Source organism: Thermococcus radiotolerans, assembly GCF_002214565.1.
GTDB classification, from domain to species: Archaea; Methanobacteriota_B; Thermococci; order Thermococcales; family Thermococcaceae; genus Thermococcus; species Thermococcus radiotolerans.
Map to the genome: position 1 here is coordinate 1635312 of NZ_CP015106.1, position 16058 is coordinate 1651369.

Genomic DNA, 16058 nt, shown 5'->3' on the forward strand with positions numbered 1-16058 from the left:
AATGAGGAAAATCCTGCTCATCCCTCTCATCATTGCCGTCTTTTCTCTCTACGTTTCCCAGGCGTCTTTTTCCTATTTCTCCGATACCGAGACCATAACCGCTGAACTGGCCGCCGCGATCCCGCCCTCCAGCGTCACCGTCCTGTACGAAAACGCCACCCTCACCTTCTTCTGCCACGTTCCCTGCTGCCATCACTGCGGGGATTCTGGCGCGTCCGATTTGAACGGGGTTATCTCCACGGCCGAGAAAAGTCCCGAGAGCCTGGAGCACGCCCCGCAGTGTTTCAGGAAGGTGTGTAGCAAGGCCGTCCTCGACGGAATTTATATAAAGAACGATGGAAGGGACGTGGTTCTCGAGAAGGTCATCGTCAGGTGGTGGTGCGGCGGAAAGCTTAACTATCTGAAGATAGATACCAGAACGTTCGAGTCCAACTCCACGTCCCCCGCGGAGGTTGAAGTCGGGGTGACGCTGGGGGGCGGGTACCACAGCGTTGAGCTGGGCTTCGAATCAATAATCTCTCCCGTCTTTGAAATAACCTTCATCTTCGACGACCACGTTGAGGAGGTATACTTCATACCGTGCGTCAAGTTCGAGTGGGTGTAGCGGATGAGGGTAAAATACCTCGTGCTCCTAATCCTCCTTGCCCCAGCCCTCCTTCTCCTGCCCAGCCTGAGTAGGCTCGACCTCCTCGTGGTTCTCAGCGGGAGCATGCAGCCCCTCTTCAATCCCGGCGACATGGTTGTAATCGAGAGCGTGAACCCGGACTCGGTGACCGTTGGGGACGTCATAGCCTTCCATCCCCCAAATGCTAAGGACGAGAAAACGCTGGTCACCCACAGGGTCGTTGAGGTGATAACTAACGGGAGCCGCAGGTACTTCCAGACCAAGGGCGACAACAACGAGGACCTCGATCCCTTTCTAGTGCCCTCAGAAAACGTCGTGGGGAAGGCGGTTTTCTCCCTACCATACCTCGGATACCTCACGAGGCACAACCCGAACAGAACCGTCAAGCTTGCCGCGTATATCCTCCTCATAGTTATCCCCGGCCTCGTGGTGCTCTACGGTGAGCTGTCGTACCTGCGGAACTACTCACCGAGAATCGAGAGGATGGAGGAGAGGCTGAAACGCTGGCGAGCTAGGACCGTCGAGGAGGTGCTTCCCCTGAGGGCCGCTGGTATATTCCTCATCTCACTGGTGGCGTTGACCCTGTTGTTTTACCCATCGCTTGAAAGAACCCCCGCGGGCATCGTTAACACCGGTGTGCTCCCGATCCTCCTCCTCAGAAACGACGTGCCCGACTACGTCTACCTTTCTCCGGGAGAAACCTACGATGGAAACTACGAACTGGCTGTTAACTCGGCTCTCCCGGTGATGTGGCTCGTCCGTGCCTATGAGGTCAACCCTTTTATAGTTAAATCGCTAAACGTTATAATATCACTCCTGCTGACGCTCGTAACGTTTCCCCTGTGGGTCAAAGAGTTCCCGGACATAAAAAGCCGGGTAAGGAGGCGGCACCATGGAACTCTGGGAGTATAATCTGCTCTCCATGGTAAAAAGGCGCTGGATTCCTCTAACAGTAATCTTCCTGCTTCTGACGGCTGGTTTTGGCTACGCCTACGGCACGACCCCCACGACGGTCACCACGAAGGCCACCGTTGCAAAGACCCTGTACCGTTGGTCCGGCTGGATTGGTGGAACGGGCGTTGTGAGCAGGCCGAACCAGATATGGGACGTTGGAAAAAGGGTGGAGCTTCCGATATACCCCGTTTCCATAATGCCTGTGGCGGAGATTGCGTTGGGCTTCAACGTGAGCGGAAAGGACGTTAACCTCGAGTTTGAGCGGGAGATGAGGGTCGTTTACTACATCTCCTACGACAAGGAGAGGGTGATTGAGAAAACCTACCTCTCGGTCTCCAACTCCTCGACAGGAGGTTCCTTTACCGATCACCTGCTTTTGAACGTCAGCGACGTTTTCACCCGCATAGAGATTGCCAGAAACATCCTGAAGCTTCCGAGGGAGAGCACCGGTGTTGAGATCATCGGAAAAATCAGGTACTCGGGCACGGTTGACGGAAAGCCGGTGAAGGGATCTCAGGAGTTCAAGGGGAGCATAAGCTTCCCCTACGAGGGCTTCTATAAAATCGAGGGTGATTCGAGGAACGGTACCCAGACGTTCACAAAGACCGTTACGGAGACCCGGGCTGTGAATCAGAGGAAGCGTGCCCTGTTCCTGTCACTGTCAGTACTCTTCGGAGTTCTCGCAGCCGCCACAGTCTTCATCGGCCGGAAGTTCGACCCCGGTGCGTACAGCGTGGAGGAGCTTACGGCCGAGCGGGAGCGGAAAAAGCTCGCCAAGTGGATAAGCTCCGGAAAGCTCCCCAAGAGCCTCCCCGCTAAGAGGATAGAGCTGGCCTCGCTTACCGACCTCGTTGAGGCGGCCATAGACATGAACAAGAGGGTCATCCACGACGCCGAAAAGGGCGTGTACTTTTTCCTGAACGAGGGGGTGCTCTACTACTTCCAGGAAAAGACCTCCGAAGGGGAGAAATGAACTTCAAACGAAAGTCTTTTTTAGCATCACCGTAGGATAGGCTTAGGAGTAAGAAGGTGAGGATTATGAGCATGGACATGACGACCAGGATGTTTAAGGAGGAAGGATGGATTAGAAAGCAGTGCCCGAAGTGCGGGAAGTTCTTCTGGACCCTCGACCCGGACAGGGAGACCTGCGGCGACCCGCCCTGTGACGAGTACGCCTTCATAGGAAAGCCCGGAATACCGAAGAAGTACACCCTCGAGGAGATGCGCGAGAAGTTCCTGAGCTTCTTCGAGAGACACGGCCACGGAAGGGTCAAGCGCTACCCGGTTCTGCCGCGCTGGAGAGATGACGTTCTCCTCGTTGGGGCGAGTATAATGGACTTCCAGCCGTGGGTCATAAGCGGCGAGGCCGACCCGCCGGCCAACCCGCTCACGATAAGCCAGCCCTCGATTCGCTTCACGGACATAGACAACGTTGGAATAACCGGCAGACACTTCACGATATTTGAAATGATGGCCCACCACGCCTTTAACTATCCTGGCAAGCCTATTTACTGGATGGACGAGACGGTGGAGCTGGCCTTCGAGTTCTTCACCAAGGACCTCGGAATGAAAGGCGAGGACATAACCTTCAAGGAGAACCCATGGGCCGGTGGAGGAAACGCCGGACCGGCCTTTGAGGTGCTCTACCGCGGTCTCGAGGTGGCAACGCTCGTTTTCATGCAGTACAAGAAGGCCCCCGAGAACGCGGACCCGAGCCAGGTCGTTGAGATTAAGGGCGACTACTACGTCCCGATGGAGACGAGGGTCGTAGACACCGGCTACGGCCTCGAGAGGCTCGTCTGGATGAGCCAGGGAACGCCGACGGCTTACGATGCCGTCCTCGGCTACGTCGTCGAGCCGCTGAAGAAGGCGGCAGGGATAGATAAAATCGACGAGCGCATCCTCATGGAGAACTCCCGCCTGGCGGGAATGTTTGACATCGAGGACATGGGCGACCTCAAGGTTCTCCGCCAGGAAGTCGCAAGGCGCGTTGGCATAAGCGTCGAGGAGCTGGAGAGGGCCGTCAGACCCTACGAGCTCATCTACGCGATAGCCGACCACACGAAGGCCCTGACCTTCATGCTCGCCGACGGCGTGATTCCCTCCAACGTTAAAGCCGGCTATCTGGCGAGGCTCCTCATAAGGAAGAGCATAAGGCACCTCCGCGAGCTCGGACTGGAGATGCCCTTGGCGGAGATAGTTGCCATGCACATCAAGACCCTCTCCCCGACGTTCCCGGAGTTCAAGGAGATGGAGGAGGTAATCCTCGATATAGTCAACGTCGAGGAGAAGCGCTATCAGGAGACCCTCAGGCGCGGAAGCGACCTCGTGAAACGCGAGATTGCCAAGCTCAAGAAGTCCGGCAGGGACGAGATACCCCTCGAGAAGCTCATCCTGTTCTACGAGAGCCACGGCCTAACCCCTGAGATAGTCGCGGAAGTCGCCAAGGGTGAGGGGATTAAGGTTCACATCCCGGACAACTTCTACACCCTCGTCGCCAAGGACGCCGAGAAGACCGCGAAGGAGGAGGCCGCCAAATACGTCGTTGACTTCGAGCTCGTCAAGGACCTCCCGGACACAAGGACGCTCTACTACGAAGACCCCTTCATGAAGGAGTTCGATGCCGAGGTTCTCAAGGTCATAGACGACTGGGTGGTCCTCAACCAGACTGCCTTCTACCCGGAGGGCGGCGGTCAACCCTGCGACCTCGGTGAGCTGAACGGAGTGAAGGTTCTGGACGTCCAGAAGGTCGGAAAGGTTATTCTCCACAGGGTGGAGAAGCCCGAGGCCTTCAAGGAGGGTCAGACCGTCCACGGGAAGATCGACTGGGACAGGAGAATCCAGCACATGCGCCACCACACCGGAACCCACGTCCTCATGGGGGCTCTGGTTAGGGTTCTCGGCAAGCACGTCTGGCAGGCCGGTTCACAGCTCCACACCGACTGGGCCAGGCTTGATATAAGCCACTACAAGCGCATAAGCGAGGAGGAGCTCAGGGAAATCGAGCGCCTCGCCAACCGCGCCGTCATGGAGAACAGGAAGGTCACCTGGGAGTGGCTCCCGAGGACCGAGGCCGAGATGAAGTACGGCTTCAGGCTCTACCAGGGTGGAGTCGTCCCAGGAAGGGTCATCAGGGTTCTCAAGATCGAGGACTGGGACGTTCAGGCCTGCGGTGGAACGCACCTGCCCAACACAGGCCTAATAGGTCCGATCAAGATTCTGAGAACCGAGCGCATACAGGACGGCGTTGAGAGGATAATCTTCGCCGCCGGAGAGGCCGCGGTTGACTGGATGCAGGAGACCGAGAGGCTCCTCAAGAGAACCGCCGAGACCTTCCGCGTCCCGCCCGAGAAGGTGCCGGAGACTGCCGAGAGGTTCTTCAACGAGTGGAAGGAGGCGAGGAAGGAGGTCGAGAAGCTCAGGAAGGAGCTGGCCAAGCTCCTCGTCTATGAGCTTGAGAGCGAGGCCGAGAAGATCGGTGAGGTTGAGTTCATCGGGGCCGTGGTAGAGGGCACCATGGACGACCTCCGTGAGGCCGCCAACAAGCTCAGGAAGGAGGACAGGGTCATCGTCCTCATCAGCAGGGAGGGCCACTTCGTCGTTGCGGTTGGTGACGGCATCGACCTCAAAGCTGGGGAGCTGGCGAAGATAATAACCTCCGTCGCCGGCGGTGGCGGTGGCGGAAGGAAGGAGCTCGCCCAGGGCAGGATAAAGAACCCGCTCAAGGCCGAGGAAGCTATAGCCGAGTTGAAGAAGAGCCTCGGCTGATTCAAAACTTTTTTGGGTGGTTGGAATCAGGGTGAAGGCCCTAACCAAGGAAGCTGCAGAGATAGCCGGTGAAATGGGGCTCACGGCCGTTCCCGAGTATCGCACGGCCGACGGAACGAGGATAGACCTCGCGATATTGGACGATGGACGGAAGCTTCTCGCCATCGAGTTCGAGAACTCCTACAAGTGGATCCGCCAGAGGCTGCTCTACAACATTGTTAAGGCCTCTCGTGCCGGTTTCTCGGAGCTCTGGGTAGTGTATCCGTTTCAGGTGCCCTCCCTCGGCTGGATAAACGAGTACGCCATGGAGCTCGGCGTCGAGCTGAGAATCCTCGGGCCGGAGGAGTTCAGGGAGAAAATAAGGGGCATCAGAGCCCAGTAGGCTCGTCTATGAAGAAAACATCCACCCCAAACTTTTCTTTTACGACCTCCATCAGGGCCTTGACTCCCAAGGTTTCCGTCTTGTAGTGTCCGGCGACGGCAACGCTTATCCCCAGGTCTAGTGCGGTGAGGTAATCCGCGTGAGTAAATTCGCCGGTTACGAAAAGGTCAACGCCCTTCCTCTTACCCTCTTCGAGTGCAAAGGCTCCGGCGCCGGTTATGGCTCCAACGACCCTTATCTCCCTCTCCCCGAACTCGTAGGTTCTGACGGTCGTGCCGAGCCTCTCGGCCAGAACCTGGGCGACCTTTTCTATGGGCTGCGGCTCCTCGAACTCCCCGAGGAAGCCGATGGTTGTCCCCTTGTACTCTCCAAAGGGCTCCTTCGGCTCAAGACCGAGCAGTTTCAGAAGCTGAACGTTGTTCCCGACCTCGGGATGGGCGTCGAGGGGAACGTGTGCCGCGTAGAGGTTTATGCCTGCGTCAAAGAGCGCCTTCAGGCGCCTGTAATGGATTCCGGTGATGTAACTCAGCCCGCCCCATATCATGCCGTGGTGGACGATGAGCATGTCCGCCCTTCCCCTGGCGGCCCTCTCGATTGTTCTTAGCGTCGTATCGACGGCGAAAGCTACCCTCTCGACTTCCGCCTTCCCCTCCACCTGGAGGCCGTTGCTCGACTTGTCGGGATAGGCGAGGATGTTGAGATATTCATCGAGGAAGGCAACGAGCTCGTCGCGGTTCATGGTTATCACCCGGTTGTATTCGCTACTCCAATATGTCCGGCAAACCCTTTTAAAACCGAGCCTCAACTCCAGCCGAGAGGTGTTGAGATGGGTGAGGATTTCCGAAAGGCCGTCGAGGAGCTCGCGAGGGCCGTCATGAAAGGCGAGATAAAGAGCCGTGAGGAGCTCAACAGGTACAAGATAGCCGTATCCAGGAAGTATCATCTCTCGAAGATTCCCGGTAACTCTGACATCCTCAAGGCCATCCCGGAGGACAGGCGGGAGGAGTTCAGGGACCTGCTTAGGAGAAAGCCGACGAGAACGATAAGCGGCGTCGCCGTGGTTGCCATGATGACCAAGCCCTTCCCGTGTCCCCACGGGCGCTGCATCTACTGTCCCGGGGGACCGAGCGTCGGCTCCCCCCAGAGCTACACCGGAAAAGAACCTTCCGCCCTGAGGGCCGTTCAGAGCGCCTATCATCCATACATCATCATGATGCGTAGGTTAAAGCAGCTCACAGACATAGGGCACGACGTGGACAAGGTGGAGGTCATAATCCAGGGCGGAACCTTCCCGGCCGTTGATCTGGACTACCAAGAGTGGTTCGTCAAGTGCGCCTTCAAGGCGATGAACGACTTCCCGCACTTTAAGGATATCGAGAACCTTGAGGAGAAGCTCGTCAGGCTGATAGTGAAGAAGGATGAGTCCGTCTTTGAGGAGGACCCGAAGTTCAAGGAGGCATGGGAGAAAACCCACTCAAAGCCCTACTACTACCTCGAGGACGAGCAGAGGAAGAACGAGAGGGCCAAGGTCAGGATGGTAGGCCTTACCATCGAAACCCGCCCGGACTGGGCCTTCGAGAGGCACATAGACAGGATGCTGAAGCTCGGAACGACGAGGGTTGAACTTGGAGTGCAGACCATATTCAACTTCATCCACGAGAGAACCAGAAGGGGGCACGGCGTCGAGGAGATAGTTAAAGCCACTCAGCTTCTCCGCGACGCTGGACTGAAAATCAACTACCACATAATGCCCGGCCTGCCCGGAAGCAACTTTGAGAGGGACCTCTACACATTCAAGGCGATTTTCGAGGATCCCCGCTTCCGTCCGGACATGCTGAAGATATATCCAACGCTCGTTACCGCCGATGCTCCCCTCTACCGCTGGTGGAAGGAGGGCAAGTACCGCCCCTACCGTACTGAGGAGGCCGTTGAGCTTCTCGTCGAGGCCTACAAGCTCTTCCCGAAGTGGGTTCGTGTGATGAGGATCCAGCGCGATATACCCGTTCAGCTCATCGTTGATGGGGTGAAGCACTCCAATCTGGGCCAGCTCGTCTTCAACGAACTCGTGAAGAGGGGCATAAGGCCGAGGGAGATCCGCTTTAGGGAAGTCGGCCACATGATGGAGAAGTTTGGAGTCGAACCAGAGGTAGAGCACATCAAACTCCTCCGAGAGGACTATGGGGCGGCTGGAGGCAGGGAGATTTTCCTCAGCTTCGAGGACGTTAAGAACGACATTCTGATAGGCTTCCTCCGCCTCAGAATTCCGAGCGAGAAGGCCCACAGGAGGGAGATAAACTGCTGTCCCTCGGCGATAGTCAGGGAGCTCCACATTTACGGCCCGCTCGTGCCCATTGGGGGAAAGCCCCGCTACGAGTGGCAGCACCGCGGTTACGGAAGGGAACTCCTTGCGGAGGCCGAGAGGATTGCCCGCGAGGAATTCGATGTGAAGAAGATGCTCGTCATCAGCGGTGTCGGCGTCAGGAACTACTACAGAAAGTTCGGCTACCGGAAGAACGGGCCGTACGTGGCAAAGCGGCTCGATAAGGGCTACGCTGACTTCGAAACCCGCGGACACTTCGACGGCCACCTGAACACCTGAAAGGTGTTTCCTTTTTCCTCAACTTCGGCTTATTCCCATCACCCGGTTCGGAGGAAAAAACCTTTTCTCATCAGTAAAACTTTTAAGCACTGATGAACAATTGTGGACTGAGGTGAGCCGGAGTGGCGAAGGGTGGCAGGTCAAGAATATCTTACGAGACGACCTTTAGAGCCAAGGTTCTCATACTGGCGGTCATCTTTGGAATCGTTATATTCATGATAGTGTATTACCCCCTGCTGAGCCATCAGACCAACCCCTGGGGAGTTGCCGCCCCGAAGGGCCAGATAATACTGGCCCAAAACTTTTCAATCAACGGAGTTAACTACACCAATGCCGTGCCCTTCACATCGAAGAACAACGCCCTCGTCCTCAAGGGTAACGACGACGCCGGGGAGACCCTGACGGTCAGCGTTTCCACGCCCGGCTGGTGCGTTGACCTGTGGGTTTGGGGAGGCTCCTCAAAGGGCTGGGTGAGAAAGTACGACTGCGCGAGGGAGTTTCAGATGAGCCAGTACGCCTTCAAGAGACTCCCCACCCATGAGGCGAGGGAGATACTCTACTGGTACCTCGAGCCCGGATACATCCTCGTGTTCCACAAGGACGGGGAGGTTAACAAGTACGAGCTGGTCAACTTCACCGTAACCTACGGCGGGGAAACGGATTGGGGGGCATTCAAAGTGTCCATTGGAAAGTCGTGAGGTGGTATCATGAGGTTGTCCTACGAAACGGCGTTTCGGCTCAAGGTTCTCTTCATAGTCCTCGTTTTTGGGATTCTCATCTTCAGGATAGTTTACTATCCCCTCCTCACCCACAAAGTCGTTCCGTACGGCGTTGCCGCTCCGAAGGGCCAGATACTCCTCCTTGAGAACATAACACTCGGCAACTACACATGGGAGAACGCCGTTGACATGCAGGGACACCTGATACTGAAGGGAAACGATGACTACGGGGACTCCGTGTTCCTTAAGATTCAAACGCCCGGCTGGTGTGCCGACGTTGCCTTCTGGGATGGACAGAAGTTCATCGTGAGCGAGAAGTGCGTGAGGGAGCTGACGATCTCCAAGTACTTCTTCGTGGTAACCCCGGCCTTCTACTGGTACGTCGAGCCCGGATATCACCTAATCTTCTACAAGCCGGAAGGAAACCCGGAGAAGTACGAGCTGATTAACTTCACGGTGACATACGGCGAGAAAATCGACTGGGGCGCCTTCAAGGTCGCCTACGGAAAAAGCTAAAGGGGATTAAACCCCCGTTTCGGCTTCCTTTTTCATTGACCTTGCGCCGAGCGAGATGGCAATGAAGCTCGCCCCGGCGACGATCAGCTCCACCGCGACGAAGATTCCTATGACCCAGGGGCTCCACTCCGGCCAGTTGGCCAGTATCATGGCGCCGATGAAGAAGTCTATGACGCCGGAGAATATGACCAGTCCACCGTTCTGAACCTTGAAGCCCATCAGCACCTTGACGATACCGAAGATGAAGAACGCTCCACCGAGTATGAAGGTCAGTATCTGGGCCGATATCAGCGGCTCCTCGATCATGGTGACGCCCACCGCCAAGTAGAGAACCGCCAGCAGCAGCTGGAATATTCTCGTTCCCCCGGTCTCGCCGCGGCCGAAGAGTCCCGCGAATATGAGCATTATACCGCCGACTATCAGGAACACTCCGAAGACGGCTATGCTGGCGAGCGTTACGAACGGGAGCATTCCCAGACCGACGATACCGAGAACGGTCAACACTATACCGAGGATCAGATACCAGGGCCAGTGGGCCATGACGCTGGCCATCTGCTTCTTGGCCATCTCCTCCTTGTACTCCTCGTACTCCTCCGGGGTCATTGGTTTCTTCTCTCCCTCGACCCCAGAAGGTTCCTTAACTTCATCCATAGGTACTACCTCCAAAACGCTTTTTTGCAAATAAGGTATCCACTTCGAACCCATAAAAACCTTTCGTCGAATAGTTTTCGAAAATATTCCGATGCATTTTTAACCAGATCCCTGAATTGAATTCCATGAGGTTCGAACCGAGACCCTTCATCCAACCGGTGCCCTTCAGGTGTCTCTACTGCCTCGACTGCTGCCGCGGGAGACACGTGTACCTGACGCTGAGGGACATAGAGAGAATAGCGAGGGCCGGCCACGACCCACAGGACTTCGTGACGTTCTCCGTGGAGGGGAATAGAATCCGCTTCGTTCTGGCCGTGAGAGAATGGGACCTCGGCTGCGTCTTCCACGACCCCGAAACCGGGAAGTGCCGGATTCATGAGGTTAACCCGATAATCTGCAGGATATATCCCTTCATGGTTTCGCGCAAACCGCTCGGGGTCGAGGGCGAAAGGCCGTTCCAGTACAAGGGCCAGAGGCTCTGGCTCTACTACGATGCATCCTGTCCCGGGATAAACGCCGACGAGCCGGAGACCCTAATAACCCCAGAGGAGATCGCCGAGCTCGGCCTTGAATTCGAGAGGGAACTCGAGAGAACCGACATGGAGGGCCTCGCGAGGCTCATGGATGAGCTCGAAAGGTAGATATACCATAGGCGGCTATTTGGAAACATGAGGAACTGGAAGCTCCCCCTCCTGCTCGGTTGCTTCATCGTTCAATTGGTCATCAATCTGATTTTCTACGGCTTTCCGGCCATAATGTTCTCGGGGATAGTTCCGGAGTCCCTCTATCCAAAGATTGCTTGGAGTCTGCCCGTTCTCATCATTGTCTACTTTCTCCTGGCGATGGCGTCCCTCTACTACCTGGGAATCTCCCCGAGGCCAAAACGGGGCAGGCTACTCGGCTCGGCGTACTTCGCATTCGGCGCCCTCGGTTCAGCCTGGGTGATACTGCAAACCCTCACCAGTACGGAAACTCCCCTCCTCCCCATAGCCTTCGGCATCTGGTTCGTCTCATCCATCGGGGGAATTGTCTCCCTCTGGCTGCTGGAGGAGAAGGTTCCCGATGCCGTTGCCGCCGCGATAATAGCTTTCCTGGGCATCTCGGCCTTCATCAGTGCCGCAACGGCCCAGTGGGTGGTCACCGACTACTACATCCACGTCCACATGAACGAGAGCATCCCGAGGAACGCCACGATTGTCGTGGAGCACCCGGTTGAGATGCCTCCCCCGAACCTCACCAACTCAAGCTGAGCTAAGCCTTTTAAGGAATGCCTAAGACTCCCAACCGGTGGGTTCATGGAGGGCGAGCTGAGGTATAGGCGGGCCTCGTCCTGGGAGTACGATTTGATCCTTCGCGAGGCCGAGAAGTACGGCGAGCTGGAGCATCACTTCTTTGCGATAGTCGAGGGGAAGTTCCGCGACGTTTACGCCGTTAACGAGAGGGTGTGGGCCGAGATTGAGGGGATGAAGGTCAAGCCCTACGCCTACGGAACCTTTGTCGGCACGATAAAAGTGGACAAAAACCTGGTCGAGAAGTTCTACCCCAACGTCGAGTTCTTCTACTTCGTGAGGGTTGAGAAGAACTACGCGGTTCTCAGCCCGAAGGCGGGCTTCCTCTTCACCACCGGAAAGGACGTGCCGAGAAGCGGTGTGAGAAAATACAACTGGCAGGGAACGAAGAAGCTCGTTATCTACGACGAGAACGGGATCATCCTCGGCATCGGCAGGATAAACCCCGAGAGCAGGAGAAAGTTCATCCTGAACGTCACGGACATAGGGGAGTTCATAAGGAGGAAGCGGTAGCGCTGGTGGTGTGGAGAACAGAAAAAGAAAAAGTTCCCGGTTCTTAGTTCTTGCCGTTGTTGGTTCTCTCGAGCTTCTCCTCCCACGTGAGTATCATGTGGGTGAAGGTCTCGTCCTCTTCCTCTATTCCGCGCTTTATCTCGGAAACGTGGGCGTACTGGGCGCGGAGCTTGTCGAGGATGTAGTCAACGGCCTTCTCCGGGTCGGCGGTGGTTCCGCAGGTGTAGACGTCCAGGGCGGCGTAGCCCTTTTCGGGCCAGGTGTGTATCGAGATGTGGCTCTCGGCGACGATGACCATGCCGCTGACGCCCGTGGGCGAGAACTTAAAGAAATAGCTCGCCTTGACCTCCATTTTACCAACCTTGGCGGCCTCTAGGAATATCTCTCTTATCTTGTCAGCGTTACCGAGGATTTCGGGATCGCAACCTGCGGCCTCAACAACGTAGTGGAACCCGATCGTCTCTATCTCAGCCATGGCTCTCACCTCTTGTTGCTCCTATTACGAACCCTTTTTAAAGTTAAGCCCTAAAGTGGAGAGCTGTGAACGGACCGTTCTGGTGTTGAACTGCTCTTAATTGGCCTGGAATGCATTGAACGGTTATTTCCTGGTCGTTATCGAAATTTTCCGAAAGCTTATGGTGGTTTCCTCCCAAGCCCGATTTGAAGGCTCTTTCATGGATTAAATCCCTTCTCCGCCTCGTTTAATCCTGCTCACCGATGGCCTTTTTTAAGCGTGAACCACTAATTTTAAAACTCATACCTCCAACTAACGACAAGTTTACGAAAACTCACGAAGGGGTGAAGGTATGTCGAAGTCTAAACCGAAGTCCAAGCCCTCCACTAATTCCGTGAGGGCAAAGAAACAGGAAAAACTGAGCTTTCTAGCGCGGATGGAGTACAGGAAGATGATAATGTACCCCCTCGCGGTCTTCGTGATAGCACTGATACTTCTCGCGGTCAACTTTCCAACGCTTGGAATAGACCTCCGCGGCGGTGTGGTCGTCACCGCCTACGGGGTGGATGCGAATCCTGATGAACTCGGCAAGTACATAAGCGATAAAATCGGGGTGGACGTCAGGGTCGAGAGCTTCACAGGCGTGAAAGCCAGCGGTGTCAGGGTTTACGCCCCTATAGGCACCGATCCGCTCAAGATAATCGATGCCATGAAGGATGAGTATCCAAACGCCGAATACACCCACAGCGAGGTGCAGCCCACCTTTGGAGAGATAGCCCAACAGCAGGGAATAAGGGCGCTGGTGTTTGCGTTCCTCGCCATGGCGGTCGTGGTCTTTCTGTTCTTCAGGAACCTCGTGCCGTCCCTCACGATAATATTCTCCGCTCTCTCGGACATGACGATAGCCGTTGCCCTGATGGGCATCTTCGGAATCGAGCTCACCACCGCCACGATAGCGGCCCTGCTCATGCTCATTGGTTACACCGTCGACAGCAACATCCTCCTGACGACTAAGCTCCTCAGGAGAAAGGAGGACTCCATAGACAAAGCCTACCTCTCGGCCGTTTCAACGGGCTTCACCATGAGCACCACTACCCTCGGTGCCCTGCTGATCCTCTGGATAATCTCGACCTCACAGACCATAGACAACATCGCCATAGTCCTCATCTTCGGTCTGCTCGCGGACTTCATGAACACCTGGGTTCTCAACGCGGGCGTGCTCAAGTGGTACCTCACCAGGGAAGCTGCCAGGGGTGGTAAGGCATGAAGAGAAGAACCAAAAAGCTCCTCCGGAACTGGAGGATAATCCTGCTCACGCTCTTCCTCATAGGCTCGATAGCGACCCTTGCGCTCAAACCGCTCACCTTCGGTATAGACATAAGCGGCGGTGTTGCGCTCGTTGCCCAGACGGAACATCCCGTCGACACCAAGACCATGCAGCTCGTCGTCGATTCGCTGCAGAAGAGGCTGAACACCCTCGGTCTGAGGGACATAACAGTTGAGGCTCAGGGGGACCAGATAGTCCTCATCAAAGTTGCCAACGTCACGTCCCCCGAGGAAGCAAACCAGATAAAGAGCGTCATCGAGAGCCAGGGTGTCTTTTACATGGAGTTCACGGGGACGGTTTTCGGAACTGGCAGCGACGTCGAGTACGTTGGCATCTACAAGATAAACCCCGACAACAGCTGGAGCGTTCCCTTCAGAATCTCCAAGAGCGCCGCGGAGGAGTTCGCCGAGCTGGCCTACGGTAAGAAGGGCTGGCCCGTTGACATGTTCCTCGACCCGCCGGTCAACTCCCTGATGGTCGTTCCCGAGAGCGTTTACAAGGCAATGAACAGCTCGGAGTTCAACGCCGAGGCCCCGGAGGCGCCGACGCTCCTGGAGAGGATAGGCAAGGCCTTCAACATAAGCGTCGTCGCCTACGCCAACCAGAGCGCCGACGAGATAGCCAAGCTCGCCCAGGGCAAGGAGAAGATAGTCCTCGTTGACGTTCCAGGGGAGCTTCAGACCGAGCTTGAGGGGATGAACCTCACGGTCAGGTACGTTCCCAGGGCCCAGGGCGAGAGCGACCACGCACTCATAGTCAGGGTTCTCGGTCTCTACGGTCCGTACTCCCTCGGTGAGGGTCTCACGGTTGGAGAGCCCCAGCAGGACGTCCAGATAACCGGAAGCGCACCCGACAGGCTCACGGCCGAGCAGGAAGCCAGCACCATCTACACCGTCCTCAAGAGCGGTTCGCTTCCGGTCAAGCTCAGCGTCGTCGGCATGGAGTTCATCTCCCCGAGGCTCGGTGAGGGCTTCAGGACGCAGGCCGTCTATGCGGGCATAGGCGCGCTGATAACGGTTCTCCTCATCGTCTACTTCCACTACAGGAAGTGGAGGATAGCCATACCGGTTGCCTCCACCAGCCTCTTCGAGGCGATAATCATCCTGGGCTTCGCGGCGCTGATCAAGTGGAACCTCGACCTCCCGAGTATAGCAGGTATCATCGCGGCCATAGGTACCGGTGTCGACCAGCAGATAGTCATAACCGACGAGCTCCTCGGTGGGGAAAAGACCACGAAGATAAGCAGGCGTTCCAGCGTGCTCAAGAGGATGGGAAGGGCGTTCTTCGTCATCTTCGCCTCGGCGGCAACGACGATAGCTGCCATGAGCTTCCTGCTGGTCTACTTCGTCGGAACGCTCAAGGGATTCGCCTTCACGACGATACTGGGCGTGCTCATCGGAATCCTGATAACAAGGCCAGCCTACGCTGAAATAGCCAAATACCTCCTCGGTGAGGACTGATGTTCGTCGTTATAATGGGTGCCGGAAGGGTTGGCTACCTCGTGGCCAAGATGCTGGAGGAGGAGGGACACGACGTCACCATAATAGAGATGGACAAGGAGCGCGCCAAGGAGCTCTCCCTCCTCATCAACGGTCTGGTCATCGAGGGCGATGCCACCGATCCGAAAACGCTTGAGGAGGCCAACATAAAGCAGGCCGACGCCTTCGCGGCTTTGACGGGCAAGGACGATGCCAACCTGCTCGCCTGCATACTGGCGAAGCACCTCAACCCCAAGATCAAGACATCGCTCAGGATAAGCAACCCACAGAACAGGCGCATATTCGAGGAGGTCACCGACCTCAAGCGCTACTTCGACTTCGTGATTTCGCCTGAGGAAATAGCCGCGGAGTACATCAGCAGGAACATAGTCACGCCGGGCTTTGACAGGGTGCTCTTCCCGAAGGAGGGTGCCGAGATAGTCCGCTTCAGCATAAACGGGGACAGCGAGATAGCCGGCAAGCTGGTCAAGGACCTGAAGCTGCCGAGGGACGCGCTCATGGTGGCGGTTTACGACGAGAAGGGCAACCTCATAATTCCGTCAGGCGATACAAAGCTCCCGGAGCGCGGTCAGCTCATAATATTCGCCAAGAACAGCGTTCTGGACGATGTGAAGAAGCTCCTGGAAAAGAAAAAACCTGAGAACGAAAGTTAATATGACATTTTTTTCAACTTTCATGTCCATTTTTGTTCTTTCATCGTCAAATCCTCGGTTTGTGGGCCAAAAACTATTTAAACCGATTAGGGAAGCCAAAGGTGGCGTG

17 protein-coding genes are annotated in these 16058 nt (G+C 56.1%); 14 read left to right on the forward strand and 3 right to left on the reverse strand.

Annotated elements, in window-relative coordinates; all coding sequences use genetic code 11:
- Nucleotide 1 precedes the first annotated feature (1 nt).
- The 5 genes from A3L10_RS09070 to A3L10_RS09090 all read left to right on the forward strand — a co-directional run bounded on the left by A3L10_RS09070 (nt 2) and on the right by A3L10_RS09090 (nt 5729).
- On the forward strand, nt 2-604 hold the full coding sequence (locus tag A3L10_RS09070) for a hypothetical protein (RefSeq protein ID WP_088867308.1): 603 nt from the start codon (nt 2-4) through the stop codon (nt 602-604).
- A 3-nt stretch (nt 605-607) separates the two neighbouring features.
- Complete coding sequence (locus A3L10_RS09075; RefSeq protein WP_088867309.1) at nt 608-1537, forward strand: signal peptidase I; 930 nt, start codon at nt 608-610, stop codon at nt 1535-1537.
- Nucleotides 1518-2552 (forward strand): DUF5305 family protein, encoded by a 1035-nt coding sequence (locus A3L10_RS09080; RefSeq protein ID WP_088867310.1) that lies wholly within the window; start codon nt 1518-1520, stop codon nt 2550-2552. Before A3L10_RS09075 ends, A3L10_RS09080 begins: the two co-directional genes overlap by 20 nt.
- A gap of 65 nt (nt 2553-2617) precedes the next feature.
- Nucleotides 2618-5347, forward strand: coding sequence for an alanine--tRNA ligase (alaS, locus tag A3L10_RS09085; RefSeq protein ID WP_088867311.1), 2730 nt, complete (start codon nt 2618-2620; stop codon nt 5345-5347).
- Between the two features lie 16 nt (nt 5348-5363).
- A complete protein-coding gene (locus A3L10_RS09090; protein WP_088867312.1) occupies nt 5364-5729 on the forward strand; it encodes a hypothetical protein in 366 nt (121 codons plus the stop codon).
- On the opposite strand, the gene A3L10_RS09095 is transcribed toward A3L10_RS09090, so the two are convergent.
- Nucleotides 5716-6468, reverse strand: a complete 753-nt coding sequence (locus A3L10_RS09095; protein ID WP_088867313.1) for a Nif3-like dinuclear metal center hexameric protein — start codon at nt 6466-6468, stop codon at nt 5716-5718. The two genes, A3L10_RS09090 and A3L10_RS09095, sit on opposite strands and share 14 nt — an antisense overlap.
- A gap of 87 nt (nt 6469-6555) precedes the next feature.
- On the opposite strand from A3L10_RS09095, the gene A3L10_RS09100 reads away from it, so the two are divergent.
- From A3L10_RS09100 to A3L10_RS09110, 3 genes are all read left to right on the forward strand, one after another.
- Nucleotides 6556-8328, forward strand: a complete 1773-nt coding sequence (locus A3L10_RS09100; RefSeq protein WP_088867314.1) for a tRNA uridine(34) 5-carboxymethylaminomethyl modification radical SAM/GNAT enzyme Elp3 — start codon at nt 6556-6558, stop codon at nt 8326-8328.
- Between the two features lie 122 nt (nt 8329-8450).
- A complete protein-coding gene (locus tag A3L10_RS09105) occupies nt 8451-9026 on the forward strand; it encodes a hypothetical protein (protein WP_232460972.1) in 576 nt (191 codons plus the stop codon).
- Between the two features lie 9 nt (nt 9027-9035).
- Entirely contained in the window at nt 9036-9563 is a 528-nt protein-coding gene (locus tag A3L10_RS09110; protein WP_088867315.1) for a hypothetical protein, read from the forward strand.
- Between the two features lie 6 nt (nt 9564-9569).
- Here the strand turns inward: A3L10_RS09110 and A3L10_RS09115 are convergent, their stop codons facing one another.
- A complete protein-coding gene (locus A3L10_RS09115; protein ID WP_088181416.1) occupies nt 9570-10214 on the reverse strand; it encodes an HdeD family acid-resistance protein in 645 nt (214 codons plus the stop codon).
- A gap of 125 nt (nt 10215-10339) precedes the next feature.
- Between A3L10_RS09115 and A3L10_RS09120 the strand changes: the two genes are divergently transcribed.
- From A3L10_RS09120 to A3L10_RS09130, 3 genes are read left to right on the forward strand one after another with little or no spacing between them, the layout of a single operon-like run.
- Nucleotides 10340-10855, forward strand: a complete 516-nt coding sequence (locus A3L10_RS09120; protein ID WP_088867316.1) for a YkgJ family cysteine cluster protein — start codon at nt 10340-10342, stop codon at nt 10853-10855.
- A gap of 27 nt (nt 10856-10882) precedes the next feature.
- Nucleotides 10883-11464, forward strand: a complete 582-nt coding sequence (locus A3L10_RS09125; RefSeq protein ID WP_088867317.1) for a hypothetical protein — start codon at nt 10883-10885, stop codon at nt 11462-11464.
- A gap of 45 nt (nt 11465-11509) precedes the next feature.
- Entirely contained in the window at nt 11510-12016 is a 507-nt protein-coding gene (locus A3L10_RS09130) for a PUA domain-containing protein (protein ID WP_088867318.1), read from the forward strand.
- A 43-nt stretch (nt 12017-12059) separates the two neighbouring features.
- On the opposite strand, the gene speD is transcribed toward A3L10_RS09130, so the two are convergent.
- Nucleotides 12060-12491 carry an adenosylmethionine decarboxylase gene (gene speD, locus A3L10_RS09135; protein WP_088181420.1) on the reverse strand — a complete coding sequence of 144 codons (432 nt, stop codon included), beginning with the start codon at nt 12489-12491 and terminating at the stop codon, nt 12060-12062.
- Between the two features lie 331 nt (nt 12492-12822).
- On the opposite strand from speD, the gene A3L10_RS09140 reads away from it, so the two are divergent.
- Genes A3L10_RS09140 through A3L10_RS09150 form a run of 3 tightly spaced genes read left to right on the forward strand, consistent with a single transcriptional unit; the run spans nt 12823 to nt 15949 of the window.
- Complete coding sequence (locus tag A3L10_RS09140; RefSeq protein WP_088867319.1) at nt 12823-13737, forward strand: protein translocase subunit SecF; 915 nt, start codon at nt 12823-12825, stop codon at nt 13735-13737.
- Nucleotides 13734-15257: a preprotein translocase subunit SecD gene (locus A3L10_RS09145; RefSeq protein WP_088867320.1), complete on the forward strand. Its 1524-nt coding sequence runs from the start codon at nt 13734-13736 to the stop codon at nt 15255-15257. Before A3L10_RS09140 ends, A3L10_RS09145 begins: the two co-directional genes overlap by 4 nt.
- Nucleotides 15257-15949 carry a potassium channel family protein gene (locus tag A3L10_RS09150; protein ID WP_088181423.1) on the forward strand — a complete coding sequence of 231 codons (693 nt, stop codon included), beginning with the start codon at nt 15257-15259 and terminating at the stop codon, nt 15947-15949. The genes A3L10_RS09145 and A3L10_RS09150 overlap by 1 nt, the downstream gene beginning before the upstream one ends.
- Nucleotides 15950-16058 lie beyond the last annotated feature (109 nt).